Genomic DNA, 21,165 nt, shown 5'->3' on the forward strand with positions numbered 1-21,165 from the left:
GTCCATGTCTGGTGTGCCTGAAAGCTTTGAACATGCGAGCGATCGTGCTGAATTCAAAAGAGCGCAACATCGCCCAGGTGTAGAGCTATACCGCGCCCATATCGTTGCTCATGCCTTTGAACCGCATACGCATGAAGCATTTGGCCTGGGTTCTATCGCCAGCGGGGTGGAGCGTTTTCGTTATCTCGGTAGCGATCATCTGGCCCCGCAAGATTCGGTAGTGATGATGAACCCGGATGAATTGCATACCGGCAGGGCAGAGACTGATACCGGCTGGCGCTACCGCATGATGTATATAGACCCTGAAGTGGTGGCAGAAGTGACGGGTGAGCGTGGCTGGTGGTTCAAGGATGCCGTTGCCCGTGATGCCATCAGTGCGCGCAAACTGGGTGTCATGCTTGAACAAATCTGGCAAGCCACTGACAAGCTGAGTTTTGACAGCCTTCTGTTTGATATCCTGTCTGAATTCAAGCGCTTTGCAAGTGCGCCGCAAGCACCTGCATCTCTGACCAAGCAACGTTTCACCGCCGTGCTCGATTACATGCGCGCCAGTATGGCTGAGCGCATCAGCCTTGAGCAACTGGCTCTGGTTGCAGGCTTAAGTCCTTTTCATTTCTTGCGCAGCTTCAAGGCGCAATATCATGCTACGCCACAGCAAATGCTGATGGCCTTGCGTCTGTATGAGGCAAAATGTCTGTTGGGCAAAGGCTTGCCTCCGGCGCAGGTGGCAGCTGCAACTGGCCTGACAGATCAGTCTCATTTGAACAAGGCTTTCGTGCGCCGCTATGGCGTGACACCTGCACGTTATCAGCAGCAGATGCGCGCATAAATTACTGCTTCGATTGCTTGTAAGCGCAATCTGGTACAAGACTGCCATTCCATGATGTTCTAAGCTGGCTCTTTTTCAAGGGTGGACTTTATGGGTATCGGCGTTTTATATGCAATGGCAGCAGGTTTGATGTGGGGTCTGGTATTTATCGGGCCTTTACTCTTGCCTGAATACCCGGCGGCTTTACAATCATTTGGCCGCTATCTGGCATTCGGCTTGATTACTTTACCTATAGCCTGGATGGACAGGCGACAATTGCGTTTGCTGAACAAGTCAGATTGGATAGAGGCATTGAAGCTGGCAGCGGTCGGCAATATCCTCTACTACCTTTGCCTGGCCAGTGCCATACAACGCTCTGGTGCGCCGCTGCCCACCATGCTGATAGGGACGCTACCGGTCGTTATCGCCATCACTGCCAATTACCGTAATGCCCAGCGCGATGGCAGCATTGCCTGGAGGCGCATGCTGCCATCGCTATTGATTATTTTTGCTGGCGTTGCCTGCGTCAATAGCGTGGAAATAGCTGCATTGCGGGCAGCTTCTGACAAAGATATCCAGACCTATATCATTGGTGGTTTATTCGCCTTGGTTGCCGTTGCCTGCTGGACATGGTATCCCTTAAGAAATGCTGACTGGCTGCGTCACCACCCTGACCGCAACCCCAGGGTCTGGGCCACTGCGCAAGGTATCGCCACTTTACCACTGGCCTTGCTGGGCTATGTGGTGCTATGGATATACATGAGTGTGACCGGACAAGACTTTTCCATGCCGTTCGGACCCCGGCCACAATACTTCATCACTCTGATGCTGATCATAGGTTTGTTTGCCTCATGGCTGGGCACGATGTGCTGGAATCAGGCCAGCCAGCGCTTGCCTACCAATCTCGCAGGGCAACTCATCGTGTTCGAAACACTGGCAGCGTTGGCCTATGCATTTATTCTCAGTAAGCGCATGCCAGAGCCCATGGTTTTGCTGGGAATTATTTTATTGATTGTTGGCGTTGTCACTGCCTTGCGCGTCAAACCAGTGACTGCCGCAGTGCCATCTCCGGCCCATTAATGATACAGGCCCTGATGATAATGTCTCTCTATCATCACGGCCTGTACTCAAGCAAGAATTACGTTCTAAAAATCAGAAAGCATAATTGACCGTAGTCATCAATATCGGGCTTGTTTTCTTTTTCGTCAGTGGACTATCCGCAGCGTCACCCATCACTTGCGATACACCGGCGGCACTGCGTACTGACCAGTTTTTATCTATCACGTGTGTCCATGCAACTGTTGCCATCGCCTGGGAGAAACCTGCTTTAGGAGCAAAGGTTTTATAACCGGAGTTGGTGCTTTGCGTCGGCGTCACGCCAAAATAAGTCTGGTTATATTTCGCATCGCTGTAAGTCAGGTTGCCCGCAATTTCTACTCTGTCTGTTGCTGTCTGGAATACAGGTGCTGCCAGACCAAATTTGTAGGCATTGCCATTTTCTCTGTGCGACAGTGCCAGGTTGGCATCAATACTTGCCTTGATGCCTGGGCCAAATGTAGTGCCTGCATGCAGGTTGGCTGTTGCTGAGCCAGAGATATTGCCCATGCCTTTCAAATCATCTGAACTGAACAAAGATTTTGAATCGCGTGAATCTTCGCGGCCTGGACGATAACCCAAGGCTGCGCTGAATGAGAAATCATCTACTTTCGTACCGAAACCCACACCACGCATGGTGCTGGCAAAGAAACCGTTCTTGTTTTGGTATTCAGCAAAGATAGCTGGGCCAAAGCGATTTTTCTTCGCGCCTATATATTCGGGTGCATAGAACACACCAGCACCTACCACTGCCGTTGACTCAGGCTCTTGTGCCGTTTTGTCTTGTGCATGGGCAGAAAATGACATCGCCATCAAGCTGGAGAAAGCGATGGCTGTCAGTTTAAAAATATGTTTCATGGTGATCCTTTAATCAATATAAGCAATGGAAGCTAAACATTCCTGGCAGCATCTTCGCCGCACAATTACTCTCCGGCGGAGAGCTCGGAGCGAAGTCTCGCAAATTAAAAAAAACTATGCCAATGGAAAATCGCAGGCCCTGTGTGCTTGCACAGCAAGTATTGAAATCCGGTACTTATGATGGATTTTCAGCAAGCAGGGGATTTGGAAAGTAGCGGACAGATGCCATGCTTTTCTGGCATGAGTTACATGAAAGATACAGGAGTGTGATTTTTTATTTGTTTTTTAGATAATCACTTGCGCATTTTGCAATCATGATGGATGATGTTAAATAGACTATTAAAAATGTTAAATATGTCTTTCAAATTACAGGAAGACATTAAGCGTTAGTGGACTGTTACCCATCGGGAGAATTCATGATTCGCCTCAAACATGCATTAATTGAATGCCATGACAATAGCTTCGATCATCGCTTGAAGTTGCTTAAGCATTCCATGCAAACTGCGATAGAGCTTGAGCATTCCACCATCCCGCCTTATCTGTATGCCTTGTACTCGATCAAGACAGACCAGAATCTGGAAATAGCCCATCTCATCAAGTCCATCGTCAAGCAGGAAATGTTGCACATGTCGCTGGATTGCAATGTCCTCAATGCCATCGGTGGGCATCCAAAAATCGATCATCCCCGTTTTATTCCTCACTACCCGGGCAACTTGCCAGGTTCTGTGGAAGACAGTTTGATTGTGCCCCTGGCCGCGCTATCCAAGCAATTGGTGCTGGATGTATTCATGGTGATAGAAGAGCCGGAAAAAACCATGGATGGCGATACGCCACCAGCGGAAGGCGTGACCATAGGCGAGTTTTATGCGCACATCAAAAAAGAGATATGCGAACTGTCCAAGATGGGCAATATTTTTACTGGCCCGCCAGAAAAACAATTGGTGACAGGCTTCAGGGAATTGCAAAACAAGGGTGTCTACGATGAGGCAACGGCGCTGGCTGCGATAGACATGATCGTTGAGCAGGGCGAAGGCAGTGATATCAGCCCTCTGGACCCTGAGCATGAACTCGCGCATTACTACAAGTATGCAGAGATTTATCATGGCCGCAAGCTGATCGCCAATCCCACACCAAAACCAGGTCAGCCAGCCTGGGTATTTGAAGGCCACCGCATAGAGTTTGATGCCTGCGGCATTTACCCCGTTATCAGCAATCCAAACCGGCATAGCTATGGCGGCAAGCCGCGTATTGCCGATTTGAACCTGACTTTTAACCGTACTTACTCTGACATGTTGCGCAAGTTGCACAATGTCTTTAACGGCCAGCCTGACAACCTTGCCCTGGCTTTGCTGTCCATGCAGTCACTCAGAGAGCAGGCACAGTTGCTGATGACGCAGGAAGTCGTACCTGGCCAGACTGCTGGCCCCACATTTGATTATATTCCCGCCTGATATTCTGGAGAGCAGCAATGACGCAAACTAACTGGTGGATGTTTCATGGCGATACTGCGCACACGGGTGAAGTGCAGGGTAGTGATATCAGTCGTGACACACTTGATCAATTTAAATTATTGCACGATATAGCCATCCCTGGCCCGGTCCTGTCCGTGCCTGCTATTGTCGACGGTTATCTATACGTAGGACTAGCCAATAATCATGAGTTGCCTGGTGCGAATGGTGGAAAGTTCATGAAGATAGAATTGTCCAGCGGCATGACGGTGGCGCATTATGAATGGCCGATAGATCCCACTGAGGGTGATACGCATGGCTTCATGGGCATGGGTTGTACGCCGGCTATCTGGGACAATAAAGTCTATTTCAGCGCCTTCAATGGCAAGTTCTATTGCCTGAATGCGACAGACCTGAGTTTGAACTGGGTCGTGGATTTGCGCCATGCTGATCCTGATTTCAATCAGCCTACATCCAATCTTGGCGATGTTTCGGCAGGTGTGCCTGCAGCGGGCTGGTCATCTCCGGTGGTAGCGGCTGCAGACGGCAGTAATGGCCTGGTTTTTGTTGGCATGGGGGAAGGCGAAAACCCCGGCTGCTTTGGCTTTATTTATGCGATGGATGCCCAGACCGGGCAAGTGCAATGGATATACTGCACTTGCCAGTACGAAGAAGGTGTACCCAATTTACCCAATGTCTTGCCGCCAGAATCTGTGAGTGGCACCTTGCCAGCCATGTATTCCATCGGGCCGAATAATCCTGCCATACGCGGTGCTTCGGTCTGGTCGTCTATTGCTTACGATGAGCGGCTCGATCGCCTGTACTGCGCAACCGGCAACCCCGTACCTGACAGTTCCTTGCCCAGCAAGGGGTTTTCCAACGGCATCCTGTCGCTGGATGCATCCAGCGGCGAATTCCGCGGCTTTAGCCAGCCTCCGGCAGAAAGCAGTTATCGTGCTACTGACGTCGATGTTGATTTCGGTGGCTCACCGACACTAATGACGATCAATGGCCGCCGCATCGTCACTGCTGGTTGCAAGAATGGTGGTTTCTTCAGGTTTGATGCAGCGACGCTGGAATTGCTGAACTGGCGGCAGTTGCTGCCTTTCTATAACGATGGCACTCAGATACCCACGGTAGATCCGCATGTCTCTCCCAATGACCAGCGCATGGACCCCTATGTGCCAAATCAGGAGTCAGATGAAGAAGACCAGGAAAATTATTCCGGTACCTATAGCACGGCAGCGGTGCACACTGCGCTGGGGCGTTTGTTCATAGGGGTGGGTGGCAATAATTATCACAATGTCGAAGCGGGCATTGATTACCGCACGACCCCCTTCATGCGCGCCCTGGATTGGGAAACCCTGGAAGATGCCTGGGCCATGGATGACAGTGACCCGCGCCTGTATATAGAGTCACAACCACCCATGTACAGAACACCAGGTGAGTCAGGTTTGAGTTCACCTGTAGTCGTCAATGATCTGGTGTTCTTTTCAACCTCCAAAGTGGCCGTGTATGCCTTTGATGTCTATAGCGGAAAAATGCTTTGGCATGATGATCTGGGTGACCAGACTGGTGGTATGAATGGTGGCTATGGTTATTGCCTGGGGCCGGCAGTGGCAGGCAATTACATGGTGGCTGGTGCGCTGGTATTTGGTAAACAGGGCGGAGTATTACGTATCTATGGTTTGAAGGATAAGGAGGAACAACATGCTTGAAGTTATCTTATTTGGTATCGTTGCCGGGCTGGATAATTTGCAGGCCAGTACTTCCCTTGGTCTCTTACCCATGCAGCGCAAACGCATGCATATGCTGGCAATCGCGTTTTGTGCCTGTGAACTGGGTGCTGCCATACTGGGGTTGTTTCTTGGGCATGGCCTGACCGCGATGCTTGGTCCGATTGCATCAAGCATCGCACCATTTGCCATGCTGGCTTGTGGCATCGCTATCTTGTGGCTGGCCTGTCGTAGCGAATCTAAAGGCTTACCCGAATTTGTAAATCACCAGGCATTTTTATTTGGCTTGCCTCTGGCATTGAGTCTCGACAATGTCATCGCCGGTGCCGGTGTCAGCTTTTCCAGTGCACCTGTGCTGACATCGGCCATCATCATTGGCGTTATCAGCGCTGGCATGGCTTGCTTTGGCCTGTATTTCGCCAACTGGATACGCAATTTTTTACCCAAACGCGTGGAATTGCTGGCCGGTGCCTATATGTGCTTTCTGGCCGTGCGCATGATGTATAACGACTGACTGGCGAGCACTTCACAATGCCAAAAGACCAGAGCGAACGCACGGCTATGCATGCCTATGTGCGCAATCTAAATTTCCCCAGCAGCGTGGCAGTTTCTCCTGCGGGGCAGGTATATATTGCTGAAACGGGTTTGCCATTTGATGGAGCTGCCAAGGGCGGGCGCATACTGGGCATCAATGAAGATGGCAGTGTCCGGGAATTATTGAATAATTTGCGCCAGCCAGTGAACGGCCTGGTCTGGCATGACAACAGCCTGATCATCTCCGAAGGTGGTTACCCAGGCCGTATCAGCCGTCTTGATCTACATACAGGTGCGTGGACAGTATTGCTGGATGACTTGCCTGGCTTTGGCAATTACCACACTAATATGGTGGCGGTAGGACCAGATAATAAAATGTATTTTGGCCAGGGTGCCATGACCAATAGCGGCATTATAGGAACAGATTCGCACGACCTGGCGTGGTTGCGCGAAACCAGACATGCGCCTGATATACCTGGCTATGACATTGAGCTTGACGATCATGTTGCGACAGTTACCGCCCCTGAGGGTCAGCAAATTTCTACCAGCGCGTTTGCCCGCTTTGGACAGGTGCATGCAGGTGGAACCCGCTTGAAAGGCCAGACACCATGCACCGCCAGCATCATGCGTTGCAATCTGGATGGTACAGGGCTGGAACTGGTCGCCTGGGGGATACGCAATGCCTTTGGTTTGCTGTTTCTGCCGGACGGCAGGCTCATTGCGACTGAGCAGGGCACGGATGTACGCGGTGTGCGGCCAGTCTGGAATTGTCCTGACTTTTTGTTTGAGGTAAAACCTGGTGCCTGGTATGGCTGGCCAGATTATCTGGGTGGCCTGCCGATCAATGCGCCTGTTTATCGCAATCCGCAAGGTGAGGGGCAAGCATTTGTATTGCGCAATCATGCAGAATTGCCAGTACCTGAAAGGCCTTTGCTGGCCTTCGATGTTAACGCCTGCGCAGTCAAGATGGCACAGATACCTGCCGGATTGCGTCATGCCGGTGATCTCATCGTCGCCCAATTTGGTGATGAACGTCCCATGACCGGGCCACCGGGCCCCAGGGTAGGGCGCAATCTTATTCGGGTTGATGCCAGTGACTGGAGCAAACATAGCTTGCCTGCATTGGCATCTGTACCCTGGCACCGGCCCATTGATGTCGCCTTCTCGCCTGATGGCAACTTCATGTATGTAGTTGACTTTGGCGACTTTGAATTCACTGCAAAAAAAGATATACGCGCACGTGCCGGCAGCGGCTGTGTCTGGAAAATTCCTGTTGATAATATGGAGCTGACATCATGAGCCAGGTTTCATTTGAAAAAGATATTGCACCTTTGTTCAATCAGTTTCGTGCCTCCATGATGTGGCGACTGGACCTGACCAAATATGATGACGTCAGGCTCAATGCCAGCATGGTGTTGAGTCAACTGCAGGGCGGCATGCCGCCACCGCCTTATCCACCTTTTACAAAAGAACAGGTTGCGATGTTCCAGACCTGGATTAATGAAGGTTTCCCAAAATAGTCAGTTGATTAAATTTGCAGAAGGAGTTTCAAATGAGCCTCAATGCACAAACCCTTATCGGTAGCTGGGAAATGGTCGAAGCCTGGGATATCGGTGACGACCCCAGCGACCCGACCAAGAAAACCTACCCATGGGGCAATCCATCTGCAGGTTACTGGGTCTATGACAAGAGCGGCCACTTCAGCCTGATGATCTCGCAAAATCCGCCTCTGGCGATACCTGTAGACCCTTTCAGTGGTCAGCCACAATCATCCTGGCTGACACCACAAAAACCCTGGGAAGTCCCGCATTCCCTGCTGATAGACAGTTTTGCCACTGCCAGCCCATATGCCTATTTCGGCACCTATACAGTGGAAATGGATACCCATCACCCTCATCTGGGTGGCACGATAGTCATGAATGTATTTGCCGATGTCATGCGTGCCTATACAGGCACAGTGCAAAAGCGTAGTTTTGTCTTTGATGGCAAGGATTACCTTAACGTAGGCACACCGGGTCAGTACTTGCGGCGTCTGAAGCGCCTGACCTGATTTATGGCCAGCGAGTAGCTCAGGGCATGGATGAGCCAGCCAGCTTACGCAAAGCCTCGCCCTGTACACGGCGTACCATCATGTGGCTCGCCTCCACTGCGCCGATGGAATCATAAAACTCTTTGCTCATTTGTTTGTCCCTGACTGTCAGCCATTCTATTCTGGAGCAGCCTTCATCGACAGCGATACTGGCAAGGTATTGCATGATGGCGAGCCCCAAACCCTGACGGCGAAATTCCGGGCGTATGTAGATAGCTTGCATATACATGTCGCGCACGCCTGTGAAGGTGCCCCATTTCCAGGAGTAAATGACAAAGCCAGCAATGGCTTCATTCGCCACCATAAATTTGGCGGTAACAGCAGGGTTTTCACCAAATAGCGCCAATTTCAGAGCTGCTGCGTCTGTGCGTATTTCTGCGACGCCGTCACTATGTCCCAAGGCGATGAGCATGTCCAGCAAGACATCGATATCCGCTATTGTCAGGTCTTTTAATCGCATTATTCTTTGGCGACCACTTTACTGTGCAGTTATTTCTTGCGTTGTCAGACAGGTTTGTAGCGCCATTGCTAGCTGTCCTGGTTCGTCAACATAGAGATAAATCTGCTGAACATCAGTTTTTTGTAATTGAAAATGATTTATCTGCACCTGCGCATTTGCATGCAGCCTGATGAGCAGATTTGGTTTGTCAAAAGGCGTGATGACGACAGAATTTTCTGGATAATCCAATTTTTTCCATGATGGCTGCTTATCATCGGCAGCAAATCTTTCACAACTACAAATGGCTGCGTAAGGAATCACACCTGAGCTTCTGCTGCCAAGTTGCAGGTTCAAGGCGTCAGCCGTCAATACATGACAGCTGTTCTTGACCCAGTAACGGTCACCAAGTAACCAGACCATGGAATACATGGTCAGCGTCAGCATGATGCCATGCACGAGCGTGCGAGTATGCGCGTTGGGTGCTATCAAACTGACCATCAGGGCTGAGAATGGTACTTCAGTGGCGAGGGCAAGCAGAATGACTATGAAGATAGTGCTGTAACTACCCTTATCCCAAAAACCAAAGATCTTGCCTGAGGCAGGTGCTGCAGGTGTGGTTCTTGTCAGCCATTGCCAGCATCCTGCCCACATTGTGCGCTCCAGGCGCAATACAGCTGGAAATTCTGGAGGCAGAAGCGCGGCGAGAAATTGCCGCCAATTGCCGCCGTGCTGCCGGCTTGCCTTTGCCCTGTATATGGCAGCAGGTGCTTCCAGCAAGTCTTTCAAGACAATCATGAGCAACAAGGTAATCGTCGTCACCTTCTTTAGCAGCGCTGCATGTGATGGCAATGCGAGAGTCAGCGAGAGACTCCCTATGAAAACCATCATCAGTATTTTTAGAAAGCCAAACCAGCTCATCCCTGTCAGTTGCTGTCTTAGCGTAGAAATGGCACGGTGCATGGTTGCGGCTTTTTAAAAATGAATTGTTGGCGTTCAAAGAAGATGCATGCAGCAATTTTTCAACATCATAAATATCTCTTCCATATGATAAATTATTTGCCCAACATGCGCTTTAAGGTGGCATCTTTATCGATGAAGTGGTGTTTGAACGCGCCAGCCAAATGCAAAAGAATGGCAGCAATCAGTATGTAGGCAGTTGCCTGGTGCAGGCTTTCACCAGTTTTTGCCCAGAATTCGCTGTAGGCTAATACCTGGTCGGGGTCGCCAGGCATATGCTGGGTTGGTACGATGACCAGGCCAAATACGCCAAAGCCATGACCGCTGGCACCTGAGAACAGCATGCCGGTGATGGGTAAGGCTAGCGTGGCCATGATCAATACCCATTTGACGAGCTTTGCCATTCGCTGCTCAATTTGGGAATAATCTGCCGCTGCTGCAGGCCAGCCATTTCTGATGCGCCAGATGACACGCAACAAGGCGACAAAAAAGATCAGTACGCCCATGGATTTATGTACTGGATATAAAGCCCAGGCCTCAGCACGCGTCATATATACGCCCACAGCACATAGGGCCATAATGACGACCGCTGTGATCCAGTGCAAAGAAATAGTGATCTTGCCGAGCTCGTTTGCTTTGTCCATTATCTTATTCTTCCATCTGCTAAAGATGGAATGGACAGGTGGCAGAACTTAAAGTTTCAAAACAACTCGCAAGATTCAGACTTGCTATTGCACTTATCTGGGTAAAATTTCCCTGACCTGTATCACATTGCCTTCAGGGTCGTGCCCATCACAGATGCGGCAATGCTGGAACTCCCACTCGTAATTTGACCCATCTATTTGCCCGCCAAGGCTGGCAGCCGTATTCCTGGTTTTGCTGATGCTGGCAACCGGCAGCATTAATTTGATGGCGGTATCTGAGCGGCGCTGCGGCGGAATCGATATCTCAAAAGTGCTTGCTATCTGCGCAGGTATGGCATGGATAACTAATTGAAAATGTGGCAATTCAAGAATGGTGTAGTCGTCATTGGCATGAGTTGCGGTCGGTTGCAAGAGCTGTTCGTAAAAACAGCTGAGTTTGCTCAAGTCCTTGGCATAAATGACTGCGCCCGGGGTAGGTAAATGTGACATGATTTTCCTTGGCTCGTTGAGATGAATAAGCGCTGATCTCAGCACCGAAACCAGCACTGAGTGAATTAATCATTTTTTTGAAACTTTTAACATCATCTGCACGCAAACAGATGGACAGGTGGGGGTATATTTGCCCCATCTTCTCCAGCATATACGCAAATCGCTTACAAATTTTACACGGATTGGTTTTTTGTTATGCGTTAATATAGATGTCAGACTTCGTACTTTGTGACGAACTCTGGGGGAAAAGCCAGTTGCGGTTTATAATTTCAGCTGTTACAACTTTAATGCGCATTTTTTGTCACTGACGTGGTCAACATTTCCGGAACCAAGTCGGGCAAATAAAGTCTTAAGGACTATGAATCAGGTTTCCAAGCAAGCACATCCGGATCTTCATCAGCATCAGAAAGGGCAATTGCGATCCATCGCACTGGCCGCCCTCGTGCATGTTGTTTTATTAAGTTTTTTGTGGATAGGTGTGCGCTGGCAGAATAAACCCAGTGAGGCTCAGGACGTAGAGGTCTGGGATACGACCTTCCGCGAAGCCGCTCCCAAACCTGTTCCCGTACCTGAACCCATCATAGAAGAAAAACCGAAAGAGCCTGTACCGGTCAAGGAAGAAGTGCGTCAGGAAGACCCTGAAATCGCCCTAGCACAGGAAAAAAAGCGTAAATTGCTCGAAAAGAAAAAAGAAGAAGAGCATCAGCGCGAACTGGCTGAGAAAAAGCGCAAAGAAGAGCAGCAGGAAAAACTTGCCGAGCAAAAACGTAAGGAAGAAAAACTGGCTCAGGAAGCGGCAGAGAAAAAGAAATTGCTGGCCAAAGAAAAAGAAAAGACCGACAAACTGTTTAAAGATGAACTGGCTCGTGTCACTAAACAGGCAGCAACTACTGGTAGTGGCGGCTCTGGGACAAGTGAAAAATCCACCGGAAACAACCGTGGCGACCCAAGTTATATCGCAAAAATTGCTGCCAAGGTCAGATCCAACACCAATTTCAGCGGAATTGACAGCACGGCCGGTAATCCTACAGTGGAATACAGCATTAACCTATTGCCAGATGGATCACTCCGTGGTGGAATACGCAAAGTTAAATCCTCTGGGATTCCCGGTTTCGATGACGCGGTGGCTGCAGGCATAGAAAAGTCTGCTCCCTTTCCACGTGACAAGACTGGTCAAGTCCCTTCCAGCCTGACGCTGGTTTATCGTATGAAGGAAGAATAAACTCCGATGATGTCCATGTTGAAAAAAATTGCCGTGACTGCAGTGATCGCTGCTGTCGCTAATTTATCGGGCCTTGCCCCAGCTTATGCCCAGATCAGGGTAGAAGTGTCAGGCGTAGGTTCTAACCAGATACCTATCGCTATTGCCGGTTTTACCGACGAGGCTCTTACTCCTCAGCAAGTGACCAGCATCATCAGAGATGATTTGACCCGCAGTGGCTACTTCAAAATTATCGATACCAATGTCGTCCTGAATGAAAATGCGGTCGTCAATTTCGGTGACTGGAAATCCAAAGGGGCAGATGCGCTGGTAGTCGGCAGCGTACAAAGCCTGGTCGATGGCCGTTTTGATGTGCGTTACAAGCTGTTTGATACAGTTAAATCCAGTACCTTGTCCGGTTTCTCTGTGACTGCACCACCAACCAATGTACGTCTGACTGCACACAGGATTGCAGATGACATCTATGAAAAACTGACTGGCGTACGCGGTATTTTTTCTACCCGCATCGCCTATGTGACCAAGGCTGGTTCTGAATATCGTCTGGAAGTGGCGGATGCCGATGGTGAAGGTACTAAAATCGCCTTGCGTTCTTCTGAACCTATCATCTCCCCATCATGGTCACCAGACGGCACCAAGGTTGCCTATGTGTCCTTTGAAAAGCGTAAACCTGTAATTCTGGTGCAAAACCTCATCACGGGTGAAAGAACTGAAGTTGCTAATTTCAAAGGTAATAACTCAGCTCCGGCATGGTCGCATGACGGCAGTAAACTGGCGGTCGCATTGTCGCGTGATGGTCAGACCCAGATTTTTACAGTGAATGCCAATGGCGGTAACCTGCAAAAATTGACGACCAGTTCTTCGATTGATACCGAGCCGCAGTTTTCTGCAGATGGCCAGTCGATTTACTTCCTGAGCGACCGCAGTGGCGGTCCGCAAATCTATAAAATTAGTGTTAGTGGCGGTGAACCTAAACGTGTAACTTTTAACGGCACGTATAATATCACCCCAAGAATATCCCCTGACGGCAAGACTTTGGCTTATATTTCACGTCGTGATGGCAAGTTCCAGTTATATGCATTGGACTTGGCCAGCGGCCAGGAATTAAGACTGTCTGATACCACCAAGGACGAGTCACCTAGTTTTTCACCAAATGGACGTTACATTATGTACGCAACCGAGTCTGGCCGTCGTGGCGCGCTCGCAGTAGTGTCTATTGATGGCAAGGTGAAACAGAAATTGACGGTCCAGGCCGGAGATATTCGGGAGCCCACCTGGGGTCCTTTCATGAAATAAGCGGTATTGACTAATTGCTTATCTATTTTAAATCAGGAGAGAAAATGCGTACTACATCCCAATCCAAAACCCTGGCAATCTTGATTTCCAGCGTTGTACTGATGACAGCTTGCGCTTCCAAAGTTCCTCTGGAAGACAAGAAAGTCGAAGACAAATCTACGACTACGACAACAGCATCCAACACAGATACGAATACAGTGAAACAAGTCACTGCAACTGTCGATCCATTGACACAAGGTGCATTGGCCAAACGTAGCGTGTATTTTGACTATGACAGCTATGCTGTAAAAGAAGAATTCAAGCCAGTGATCGACGCACATGCCAAGTTCCTCAGTACAAACAAAAACCGCAATATCCTCATCCAGGGGAATACGGATGAGCGCGGTGGCCGTGAATACAATCTGGCGCTGGGTCAAAAGCGTGCAGAAGCAGTACGCAAATCCCTGACATTGCTGGGTGTTTCCGATGCGCAGATCGAAGCAGTTTCTTTGGGCAAGGAAAAACCAAAGGCAACAGGTAGCGATGAAGCTTCCTGGGCAGAAAATCGTCGTTCCGATATTCTGTACAAGTAATCTCGCGTTTGAAAGCCTCAATTGAGGCTTTCTTTGCATTTGGCGCTGCATCTTTGATTTGAAGGTGCAGTGCGTATCCATTTTTTCAGATTGCCATGAAACTCAATTCCATACGCACTACCATTCTTGCTGCCGCGCTGTCTTGCGCATTTTTGCCTTCCATGGCATCTGCCGGTATTTTTGACGATGATGAAGCGCGCAAAGCCATACTCGACTTGCGGGCAAAAGTGGATGCGGTCAATGCCAGGCTCGATTCCAAACTGGAAACCAAGGCAGACAAGGGCACTGCTCTGGAACTGGCAAATGAAAATGAAGCGTTGCGCGCAGAGATTTCCAAATTGCGCGGTCAGATAGAAGTCTTGTCGAATGACCTTGCAAATACCCAAAAACGCCAGCAAGACTTTTACGTGGACCTCGATAACCGCGTGCGCAAGCTCGAACCCAAGCGCATGACTGTTGACGGACAAGAGGCGACGGTAGACGTCAATGAGCAGCGTACTTTTGATGCGGCCATGGCCCTGTTCAAGGCGGGTGACTATAAGGCGGCAGCACCGGCTTTTACTAACTTCCTCACTAATTATCCGCAATCTGCATTTGCCGGATCTGCACAATACTGGCTGGGCTTCTCTTACTTCGCGCAGCGTGATTTCCGCAATACGATCCTGAACATGCAACAAGTGGTAAAAAATTATCCTGATCATCCCAAGGCACCAGATGCCTTATTGAATATCGCTTCCTGCCATATCGAACTCAAAGAAAAACCCGCTGCCAAAAAGGTACTGGAAAGCGTGTTGGCTAAATACCCGGATACTGAAGCTGCCCAGGCAGCCAAGAGCCGTTTGGCCGCATTGAAGTAAGCCAGGTTTCATAGCGGCCGTTGCATAATGACGACGGCCCGGTGCTGCTCTTGCGGACCTCGCTTTCCTATGACAGGGCGATCAAATAAGGCCAGCCTGATTGGCCTATAGTTTCTTATTCCTTAGTCGGCGTTGACAGGGTGCCCGAAACACACTATAATTTCGGTCTTTCGGGTCGTTAGCTCAGCTGGTAGAGCAGCGGACTTTTAATCCGTTGGTCGCAGGTTCGAATCCCGCACGGCCTACCACGAATACCAAAGACTTAGGTCGCACTACTAAGTCTTTAAATTTTTTAGCAGTATGTAGCAGTTTTGGGTCGTTAGCTCAGCTGGTAGAGCAGCGGACTTTTAATCCGTTGGTCGCAGGTTCGAATCCCGCACGGCCTACCAAAACAAAGGACTCAGGTGTCATGCCTGAGTCCTTTTTTGTTTTTGTATCACGACTGATGGCATACTCGCCATAAAGCGCAATGGATGCTAAGGCTGTTTCGTGTGCGCCTTATGTCATATTATTCATCGAGGGACTATCATGCCCTTATCCCTTGAGTGAGCTTATTACCATGAAAAAGAAATCTGGCAGCGCAAACAAGCAGGCCACGCCTGAGACCCAGGAAAAGCATGAGATACGTCCTGGCCAGTCGCTGGAATTGCTCAAGGAGCTGCACATCCTGACGCGTGATGGCAAGATGAATCAGGATAGCCGTCGCAAGCTCAAGCAGGTTTATCATCTTTACCAATTTATAGAACCTCTATTGCAGAAATTGCAGCAAGACCATGCCGATATCAGTCTGGTGGATCATGGTGCTGGCAAGTCTTATCTTGGCTTCATCCTGTATGACTTGTTCTTTAAATCAGAGCAGGCGCAAAGCAAGGCCAGGATTTATGGCATAGAAACCCGTGATGAGCTGGTGCAGCGTTCCACCGAACTGGCACAACGCCTGGATTTTCCCGGTATGTCTTTTTTGAATTTGTCTGTTGTCGATTCGATTACTTCATCTGCCTTGCCAGAAAAAATCGATATTGTCACTGCCTTGCATGCCTGTGATACGGCTACTGATGATGCGATACAGTTTGCTCTCAAGAAAAAAGCCCAGTTCATGGTGCTGGTACCATGCTGCCAGGCAGAAGTGGCAGCGGAGTTGCGCAAGTCCAAGGGCGATGCAGTAAAGAATAATCCTTTGTCAGAAATGTGGCGTCACCCTATCCATACGCGTGAATTTGGTAGCCAGATCACCAATGTGCTGCGTTGTTTGCAACTGGAAGCGCACGGATATCAGGTCAGGGTCACAGAACTGGTAGGATGGGAGCATTCGATGAAGAATGAGCTGATCGTGGCAGAATACAAGGGTTTGCCAGCAAGGCGACCCGCAGAGCGCCTTGCTGAAGTATTAAAAACGACTGGTCTGGAAGCAATGCAGAGAAGATTTTTTGTGCAGCCCTGAGATTTGTGGTGCACTGACCACCGCAGTGGGACAAGGTCACTGTATGGTCATAAAAAATGATTAATATCATTTATGCTTATTCTGTAATTCATCTGGTTTTTCTACGCGTTTTTTTAATGACTACATTCATACTCAGTAAAGGATAAAAAGCATGCTGGCCGCCGTTGATCTGGGTTCCAACAGTTTTCGCATGCACATTGCCAGGCATGAAGGCGATGTCATCAAAGTTATCAAAAGCGCGCGCGACCCCATACGCCTTGCAGCAGGGCTGGACAAGAATGGCAACCTGACGCCAGAGGCCATGCAAAAAGCGATCAATTGCCTGGCGCGCTTTCGTGAAATCCTGAATGCCTATCCGGTAGAAAGCCTGCGGGTAGTCGCCACCAACACCATACGCATCGCAAAAAATGCTGCGCAATTATTGCCACTGGCCGAGGCTGCCATAGGTTGTCCCATCGAAGTGATTTCTGGCGAGGAAGAAGGTCGCCTGATATACATCGGTGTATCGAATGCAGTGGCGATACCTGGCGAGCGTCGTCTTGTCCTTGATATTGGTGGCGGTTCGACTGAGGTGATTCTCGGACATGGGCATGAGATACTGAAGGTAGAATCCTTCAGCATAGGCACGGTCAAGCACAGCGCCAGCTTTTTTCCGGATGGACGTTTGACGGATGCTGCATTTGAAGCTGCCATCCTGTCCGCCCGCTCCATGTTTGAAGATGCAGCGCCACCTTACCAGCCGCAACACTGGCGCAAGGCTTATGGTTCCTCAGGCACGATGCGGGCAATTTCTGATGCCATCAGCAAGGGTGGCCTGGGTGACGGTACCTTGACACTGAAGAGCCTGAATGCCCTCAAACAATATTGCGTGCAATGCGGGCAGTTAGACCAGCTTGAGCTAAGCGGTATCAAACCTGAGCGTGTCGCCATGGTGGTTGGTGGCCTGGCCATACTCATCGGTCTCATGACGGAATTTAACATCAGTGTCTTGCTACCGATAGAAGCCGGTCTGCGCATGGGGGTGATGTGGGATTTGTATTTGCGCGCAACCAAGCGTGATCGCCGCGAAGTTGCCGTGCAGTCGTTTGCCAATTTGTTCCGTACAGATATGTCCCGGGCAAACCGGGTGGCGGATATGGTGAAGTCCCTGTATCTGCAATTGAAACCTGCTGGCGACACTTATGTGCGCTTATTGCAATGGAGTGCGACCTTGCATGAAGTCGGCATGGCGATCTCGCATACCGGCTACCACAAGCATGGTGCTTACATGATAGAGAACGCTGATATGGCGGGCTTTACCACGCGCGAGCAAAGAGTGATGAGCAAGCTCATCCTCAGTCAGAAAGGTAATCTGCGCAAAGTCGGCGATGGCCTGGCTGACCAGGATTTTGCCAAGGCAGTGCTGGCACTGCGCCTGGCAGTGATGCTCATGCATTCACGCGCAGAAATTGATTTTGAAGATGTGCGCCTGAAGATGAAGGGCAGGGTTGAATTGGAAATGAAACGCGACTGGGTCAGCGTCCACCCTACAGTTGCTTACTGGCTGCAAAAAGAAATTGAAGCCTGGCGTGAGATAGGCATAGATTTTCTGGTCAGGGCAAACGTGTAATTTTTCCAGCGCCTTGCTTCTCATTCCTTGCCTTCACGATTGTGCTGGGCAAGGGGCGCAATCAAATGCAGTCAGCGACCATGATGGACCTGAATACGCGGCCCAGGCGTTTGCCTGACTTGTTATAGACTTCAAAAATTACAGTGCCGCCAAATTTGTTGGCTTTACTACCCGCCCCGCCCACCATATCGTAATAATGAACCTTGCTCACTTCTTTTAAAGGGAATGAGACGAGTGGCTTTTCTCCGGCATAGGGGTTTTGCTGCAATTTATGGATATGAATGAGGGACGTCTCTGCCTCATTGAGCTTGCCAAAGGCGGCTGAATAGGGGTCTGTCTCATAGTCCAGTGCAGGCGATATCAAATACTCTTTCATCTTTATATCCGGATTGGCGGGCTTGCCGTCAATTTCCCCTGCGAGCCTGCCATCTGCCAGTTTGTCTATCCGTATTTCAAACTGCCGTTTGCCATTCCCAAAATCGGGGAAACTGGCGCGGCATTTAAATACTTCTTCCGCGCTTGCAAGGCTGGCGAGCAGGCTGCCTGCGATCACAAAAATATACTTGAAGGTATTCATCATGTCCTTACCCATAGGTTTGCTTGAATGCGAGCCTTAAGGATGACATAGTCTGTATCTAATGCCACGTATAGACTGAAAAGTATTAAATAGCAGTACTGCGGGCAATAAAAAAGCGATGCCAGATAAACTGGCATCGCTTTTTGAGCAAGGCATGCTGTATCAGAAATCGAATTGTGCCGACACTTTATAAGTACGTGGAGCACCAGGGAATAAATACCCACCCAGTGATTGCGTCACATCACGCCAGTAAAACTTGTCCAGCGCATTATCGATATTAAAGCGCAGGGTAGTGGCAGTACCACCAATTTGCGTTGCATAGCGCGCACCCAGATTGACGACATGATAGCCAGGCACGGTAACGCTGTTGTCCGGGCTGAATGCCTTGCTGCTGGCATATTGCCAACTTGCATTCACATTCAAACCCTTGACTTCAGCCACTGCATAATCAGCATACACAGTCGATTTGAAGCGTGGCACATTCATGACACGTTTGTCGTCCAGGCTGCTGATGCCGGTGTTTTGCTGTTTGGCATCCAGTGCAGTCAGGCTGGCACCCAGATTCAATTGTGAGGTCAGCTTGCCCTGGGCAGAGAGCTCCAGACCGGTATGCAGGGCTTCACCATTGCTGACGTAGGTATTGCTGCTATTGGTATATTCCAGGGGCTTCTTGATGCGGAAGATGGCTGCAGACAGGCTCAGGTCACGCTGCACATCTGCCTTCACGCCAAATTCAATTTGTGTGGATTTGCCCGGGTTCAGCATTTTGTTTTCATTGCTGGTGCCAAAAGGGGCGATACCACCATGTTCCAGGCCTTGCGCAAAACTGCCGTATACAGAAACTTGCTGTACTGGTTTGAATACCAATGCGACCGTCGACAGGAACTTGTTCTGGTCATAGCCAGGATTATCGAATTGCGTGCGCGAGATATTCAGATGACGCAGACCCAGATGCAACTTCAGATTGTCTTGCAGGCTGATAATGTCTTGTACAAATACTGACCATTCCTTGTCAGTGCGACGCAAGAAGACCGGGCCTGTTTTATTTGCCGATGGCATTACGCTGATAGGGCGGAACAAATTGCTGCTGCCAGCATAGTCATACACATAGTCACCAAAATAATCTTTACGCTGTGAATTGCTAAGACCAACAGCCAGTTCGTGCTGCATGCCACCCACATTGAATTTGCCATTCAACAGGGCCTGCGTACCCCACAGTGATTTGGACTCATTTACGCTTTGGTAGTCATACACATCATAGTCACCGTTCGCGCAATAACCTGGATACAGATTGGTGGCACCACAGCCGTATGGGAAGGCTGTGTAGTCGTCGCGCTTGAATTCATGCTTGTTGGCAGAGACACTGGCGCGCCAGTCTGCATTGATCTGGTATTCAAAACGCAGACCCAGATTGCTGTTACGGGTATCTACCGGTCTTGCCCACGGCTGGGCATTCAGCATCAAGTCAGCAGGTACACCACGCGGCAATTCAGTGCCATTGAATAATTGAAAACCTGGTACCGACAATTGCGATTTGTGCTGGTAGTCAGCATCGATTTGCAACAGGGCTTGTGGTGTGATGTGCCAGTCAAATGCGGCAGAGACAAATTGGCGGTTACCGTCGGCGCCTTTGACATAAGAGCGCAGGCGTTCACCCGCTGCATTGATGCGGAAGCCAAATTGCTTGTCGCTGGAATTGTCGCTAATATCGGCGGCGCCATATACAGTGCCGCGCTCGCTGATTTCAAATGTGGCAGAGCGAACTGCATAGCTGGCAGGGCGTTTGATCACATAATTAATGATGCCGCCTGGTGTGCCAAAGCCGGCCTGGAAGCCTGCTATGCCCTTGAGTATTTCTACACGCTCCTTATTTTCCAAAGGAATGGAAGCATCACCAGGAATGGCAAAACCGTCCTTGCGGTAGCTGCTGGAATTATCCAGGGCAAAGCCACGTATCGAGAATTGCTCGGCATAACCAATGGCGTTATACGCATCATTGACACTGGCATCATATTTCATCGCATCCGTGGTCTGGCGTATGCGCAGGTCCTGCATCTGCGTTACGCTGAAGGCATTGACTGAGTTAGGCGTATCCAGCAATGCCGCATCAATAAAGCCTGTGACCTTGCTGCGTTCGACCTTGGTTTCGGTACCCTTGCTGCCTGTGATCGTCACTTCTGGCAGCGATTTATCATTGCCAGGTGTATTTTGGGCATGCGCAGATGATAGCAACAGGCAAGCCTGGGCGATGGAGAGGGCGATGACGGTGGGGCGTACAGTAAAGTCAGACATGGTGTGCTCTTGGTTTGCTTTTAATGCGTTGTGGATGACAGCGCGGGAGCAAACAAAGAAGCAGGAGGGACCGGGACTTTGCGCTTCCCTTCGCTGGCATTATCCAGATCAGGTAGAAGGGACTCTCTCACCCGGAAATATTATTTCCAGGACCCCTAGCGTAGGCTGCAGTTTAACACGAAACCATTTATATAGCCTTTTTGCG

Annotated in this window: 21 protein-coding genes, 2 tRNA genes and 1 riboswitch; of the genes, 16 read left to right on the forward strand and 7 right to left on the reverse strand. The window is 49.8% G+C overall.

Annotated elements, in window-relative coordinates; translation table 11 throughout:
- Positions 1 to 4: 4 nt before the first annotated feature.
- Complete coding sequence (locus AC3WQT_RS04855) at positions 5 to 829, forward strand: AraC family transcriptional regulator (RefSeq protein WP_492703112.1); 825 nt, start codon at positions 5 to 7, stop codon at positions 827 to 829.
- A gap of 90 nt (positions 830 to 919) precedes the next feature.
- Positions 920 to 1,888 (forward strand): DMT family transporter, encoded by a 969-nt coding sequence (locus tag AC3WQT_RS04860; protein ID WP_492702697.1) that lies wholly within the window; start codon positions 920 to 922, stop codon positions 1,886 to 1,888.
- Between the two features lie 72 nt (positions 1,889 to 1,960).
- Here AC3WQT_RS04860 and AC3WQT_RS04865 read toward each other — a convergent pair whose 3' ends face one another.
- Complete coding sequence (locus AC3WQT_RS04865; RefSeq protein ID WP_492702698.1) at positions 1,961 to 2,761, reverse strand: MipA/OmpV family protein; 801 nt, start codon at positions 2,759 to 2,761, stop codon at positions 1,961 to 1,963.
- A 416-nt stretch (positions 2,762 to 3,177) separates the two neighbouring features.
- Here AC3WQT_RS04865 and AC3WQT_RS04870 point away from each other — a divergent pair, with 416 nt between their 5' ends.
- The 6 genes from AC3WQT_RS04870 to AC3WQT_RS04895 are packed head-to-tail and all read left to right on the forward strand — an operon-like array spanning position 3,178 to position 8,529.
- Positions 3,178 to 4,212 (forward strand): ferritin-like domain-containing protein, encoded by a 1,035-nt coding sequence (locus tag AC3WQT_RS04870; protein WP_492702699.1) that lies wholly within the window; start codon positions 3,178 to 3,180, stop codon positions 4,210 to 4,212.
- Between the two features lie 17 nt (positions 4,213 to 4,229).
- The gene (locus AC3WQT_RS04875) at positions 4,230 to 5,927 is read left to right on the forward strand and encodes a PQQ-binding-like beta-propeller repeat protein (RefSeq protein ID WP_492702700.1); all 1,698 of its coding nucleotides are present in this window, start codon (positions 4,230 to 4,232) and stop codon (positions 5,925 to 5,927) included.
- Positions 5,920 to 6,459, forward strand: a complete 540-nt coding sequence (locus AC3WQT_RS04880; protein WP_492702701.1) for a manganese efflux pump MntP — start codon at positions 5,920 to 5,922, stop codon at positions 6,457 to 6,459. The genes AC3WQT_RS04875 and AC3WQT_RS04880 overlap by 8 nt, the downstream gene beginning before the upstream one ends.
- A 17-nt stretch (positions 6,460 to 6,476) precedes the next feature.
- Entirely contained in the window at positions 6,477 to 7,778 is a 1,302-nt protein-coding gene (locus tag AC3WQT_RS04885; RefSeq protein WP_492702702.1) for a PQQ-dependent sugar dehydrogenase, read from the forward strand.
- Positions 7,775 to 7,999 (forward strand): hypothetical protein, encoded by a 225-nt coding sequence (locus AC3WQT_RS04890; RefSeq protein WP_492702703.1) that lies wholly within the window; start codon positions 7,775 to 7,777, stop codon positions 7,997 to 7,999. Before AC3WQT_RS04885 ends, AC3WQT_RS04890 begins: the two co-directional genes overlap by 4 nt.
- Before the next feature lie 32 nt (positions 8,000 to 8,031).
- A complete protein-coding gene (locus AC3WQT_RS04895; protein WP_492702704.1) occupies positions 8,032 to 8,529 on the forward strand; it encodes a lipocalin-like domain-containing protein in 498 nt (165 codons plus the stop codon).
- Positions 8,530 to 8,548: 19 nt separating this feature from the next.
- On the opposite strand, the gene AC3WQT_RS04900 is transcribed toward AC3WQT_RS04895, so the two are convergent.
- From AC3WQT_RS04900 to AC3WQT_RS04915, 4 genes are all read right to left on the reverse strand, one after another.
- A complete protein-coding gene (locus AC3WQT_RS04900) occupies positions 8,549 to 9,028 on the reverse strand; it encodes a GNAT family N-acetyltransferase (RefSeq protein ID WP_492702705.1) in 480 nt (159 codons plus the stop codon).
- Between the two features lie 18 nt (positions 9,029 to 9,046).
- The gene (locus AC3WQT_RS04905; protein ID WP_492702706.1) at positions 9,047 to 9,967 is read right to left on the reverse strand and encodes a hypothetical protein; all 921 of its coding nucleotides are present in this window, start codon (positions 9,965 to 9,967) and stop codon (positions 9,047 to 9,049) included.
- 92 nt (positions 9,968 to 10,059) lie between these two features.
- Positions 10,060 to 10,608, reverse strand: a complete 549-nt coding sequence (locus AC3WQT_RS04910) for a cytochrome b (RefSeq protein WP_492702707.1) — start codon at positions 10,606 to 10,608, stop codon at positions 10,060 to 10,062.
- Between the two features lie 93 nt (positions 10,609 to 10,701).
- Positions 10,702 to 11,097: a VOC family protein gene (locus AC3WQT_RS04915; RefSeq protein ID WP_492702708.1), complete on the reverse strand. Its 396-nt coding sequence runs from the start codon at positions 11,095 to 11,097 to the stop codon at positions 10,702 to 10,704.
- A gap of 415 nt (positions 11,098 to 11,512) precedes the next feature.
- On the opposite strand from AC3WQT_RS04915, the gene AC3WQT_RS04920 reads away from it, so the two are divergent.
- From AC3WQT_RS04920 to AC3WQT_RS04955, 8 genes are all read left to right on the forward strand, one after another.
- Positions 11,513 to 12,319 carry a TonB C-terminal domain-containing protein gene (locus AC3WQT_RS04920; protein ID WP_492702709.1) on the forward strand — a complete coding sequence of 269 codons (807 nt, stop codon included), beginning with the start codon at positions 11,513 to 11,515 and terminating at the stop codon, positions 12,317 to 12,319.
- A gap of 15 nt (positions 12,320 to 12,334) precedes the next feature.
- Positions 12,335 to 13,612: a Tol-Pal system beta propeller repeat protein TolB gene (tolB, locus tag AC3WQT_RS04925; protein WP_492702710.1), complete on the forward strand. Its 1,278-nt coding sequence runs from the start codon at positions 12,335 to 12,337 to the stop codon at positions 13,610 to 13,612.
- Positions 13,613 to 13,656: 44 nt separating this feature from the next.
- Positions 13,657 to 14,184 carry a peptidoglycan-associated lipoprotein Pal gene (gene pal, locus AC3WQT_RS04930; RefSeq protein ID WP_492702711.1) on the forward strand — a complete coding sequence of 176 codons (528 nt, stop codon included), beginning with the start codon at positions 13,657 to 13,659 and terminating at the stop codon, positions 14,182 to 14,184.
- Positions 14,185 to 14,279: 95 nt separating this feature from the next.
- Entirely contained in the window at positions 14,280 to 15,041 is a 762-nt protein-coding gene (gene ybgF / locus AC3WQT_RS04935; protein WP_492702712.1) for a tol-pal system protein YbgF, read from the forward strand.
- Positions 15,042 to 15,213: 172 nt separating this feature from the next.
- Positions 15,214 to 15,289 (forward strand) — tRNA-Lys (locus tag AC3WQT_RS04940).
- Positions 15,290 to 15,354: 65 nt separating this feature from the next.
- A tRNA-Lys gene (locus AC3WQT_RS04945) sits at positions 15,355 to 15,430 on the forward strand.
- Between the two features lie 170 nt (positions 15,431 to 15,600).
- Positions 15,601 to 16,482: a class I SAM-dependent methyltransferase gene (locus tag AC3WQT_RS04950; protein ID WP_492702713.1), complete on the forward strand. Its 882-nt coding sequence runs from the start codon at positions 15,601 to 15,603 to the stop codon at positions 16,480 to 16,482.
- A gap of 151 nt (positions 16,483 to 16,633) precedes the next feature.
- Entirely contained in the window at positions 16,634 to 18,091 is a 1,458-nt protein-coding gene (locus AC3WQT_RS04955; RefSeq protein ID WP_492702714.1) for a Ppx/GppA phosphatase family protein, read from the forward strand.
- Between the two features lie 61 nt (positions 18,092 to 18,152).
- Here AC3WQT_RS04955 and AC3WQT_RS04960 read toward each other — a convergent pair whose 3' ends face one another.
- Complete coding sequence (locus tag AC3WQT_RS04960; protein ID WP_492702715.1) at positions 18,153 to 18,671, reverse strand: hypothetical protein; 519 nt, start codon at positions 18,669 to 18,671, stop codon at positions 18,153 to 18,155.
- A gap of 159 nt (positions 18,672 to 18,830) precedes the next feature.
- Complete coding sequence (locus tag AC3WQT_RS04965) at positions 18,831 to 20,960, reverse strand: TonB-dependent siderophore receptor (RefSeq protein ID WP_492702716.1); 2,130 nt, start codon at positions 20,958 to 20,960, stop codon at positions 18,831 to 18,833.
- 68 nt (positions 20,961 to 21,028) lie between these two features.
- Positions 21,029 to 21,127, reverse strand: a riboswitch (TPP riboswitch).
- Positions 21,128 to 21,165 lie beyond the last annotated feature (38 nt).

It is taken from the genome of Undibacterium sp. FW305-107, from assembly GCF_058788535.1.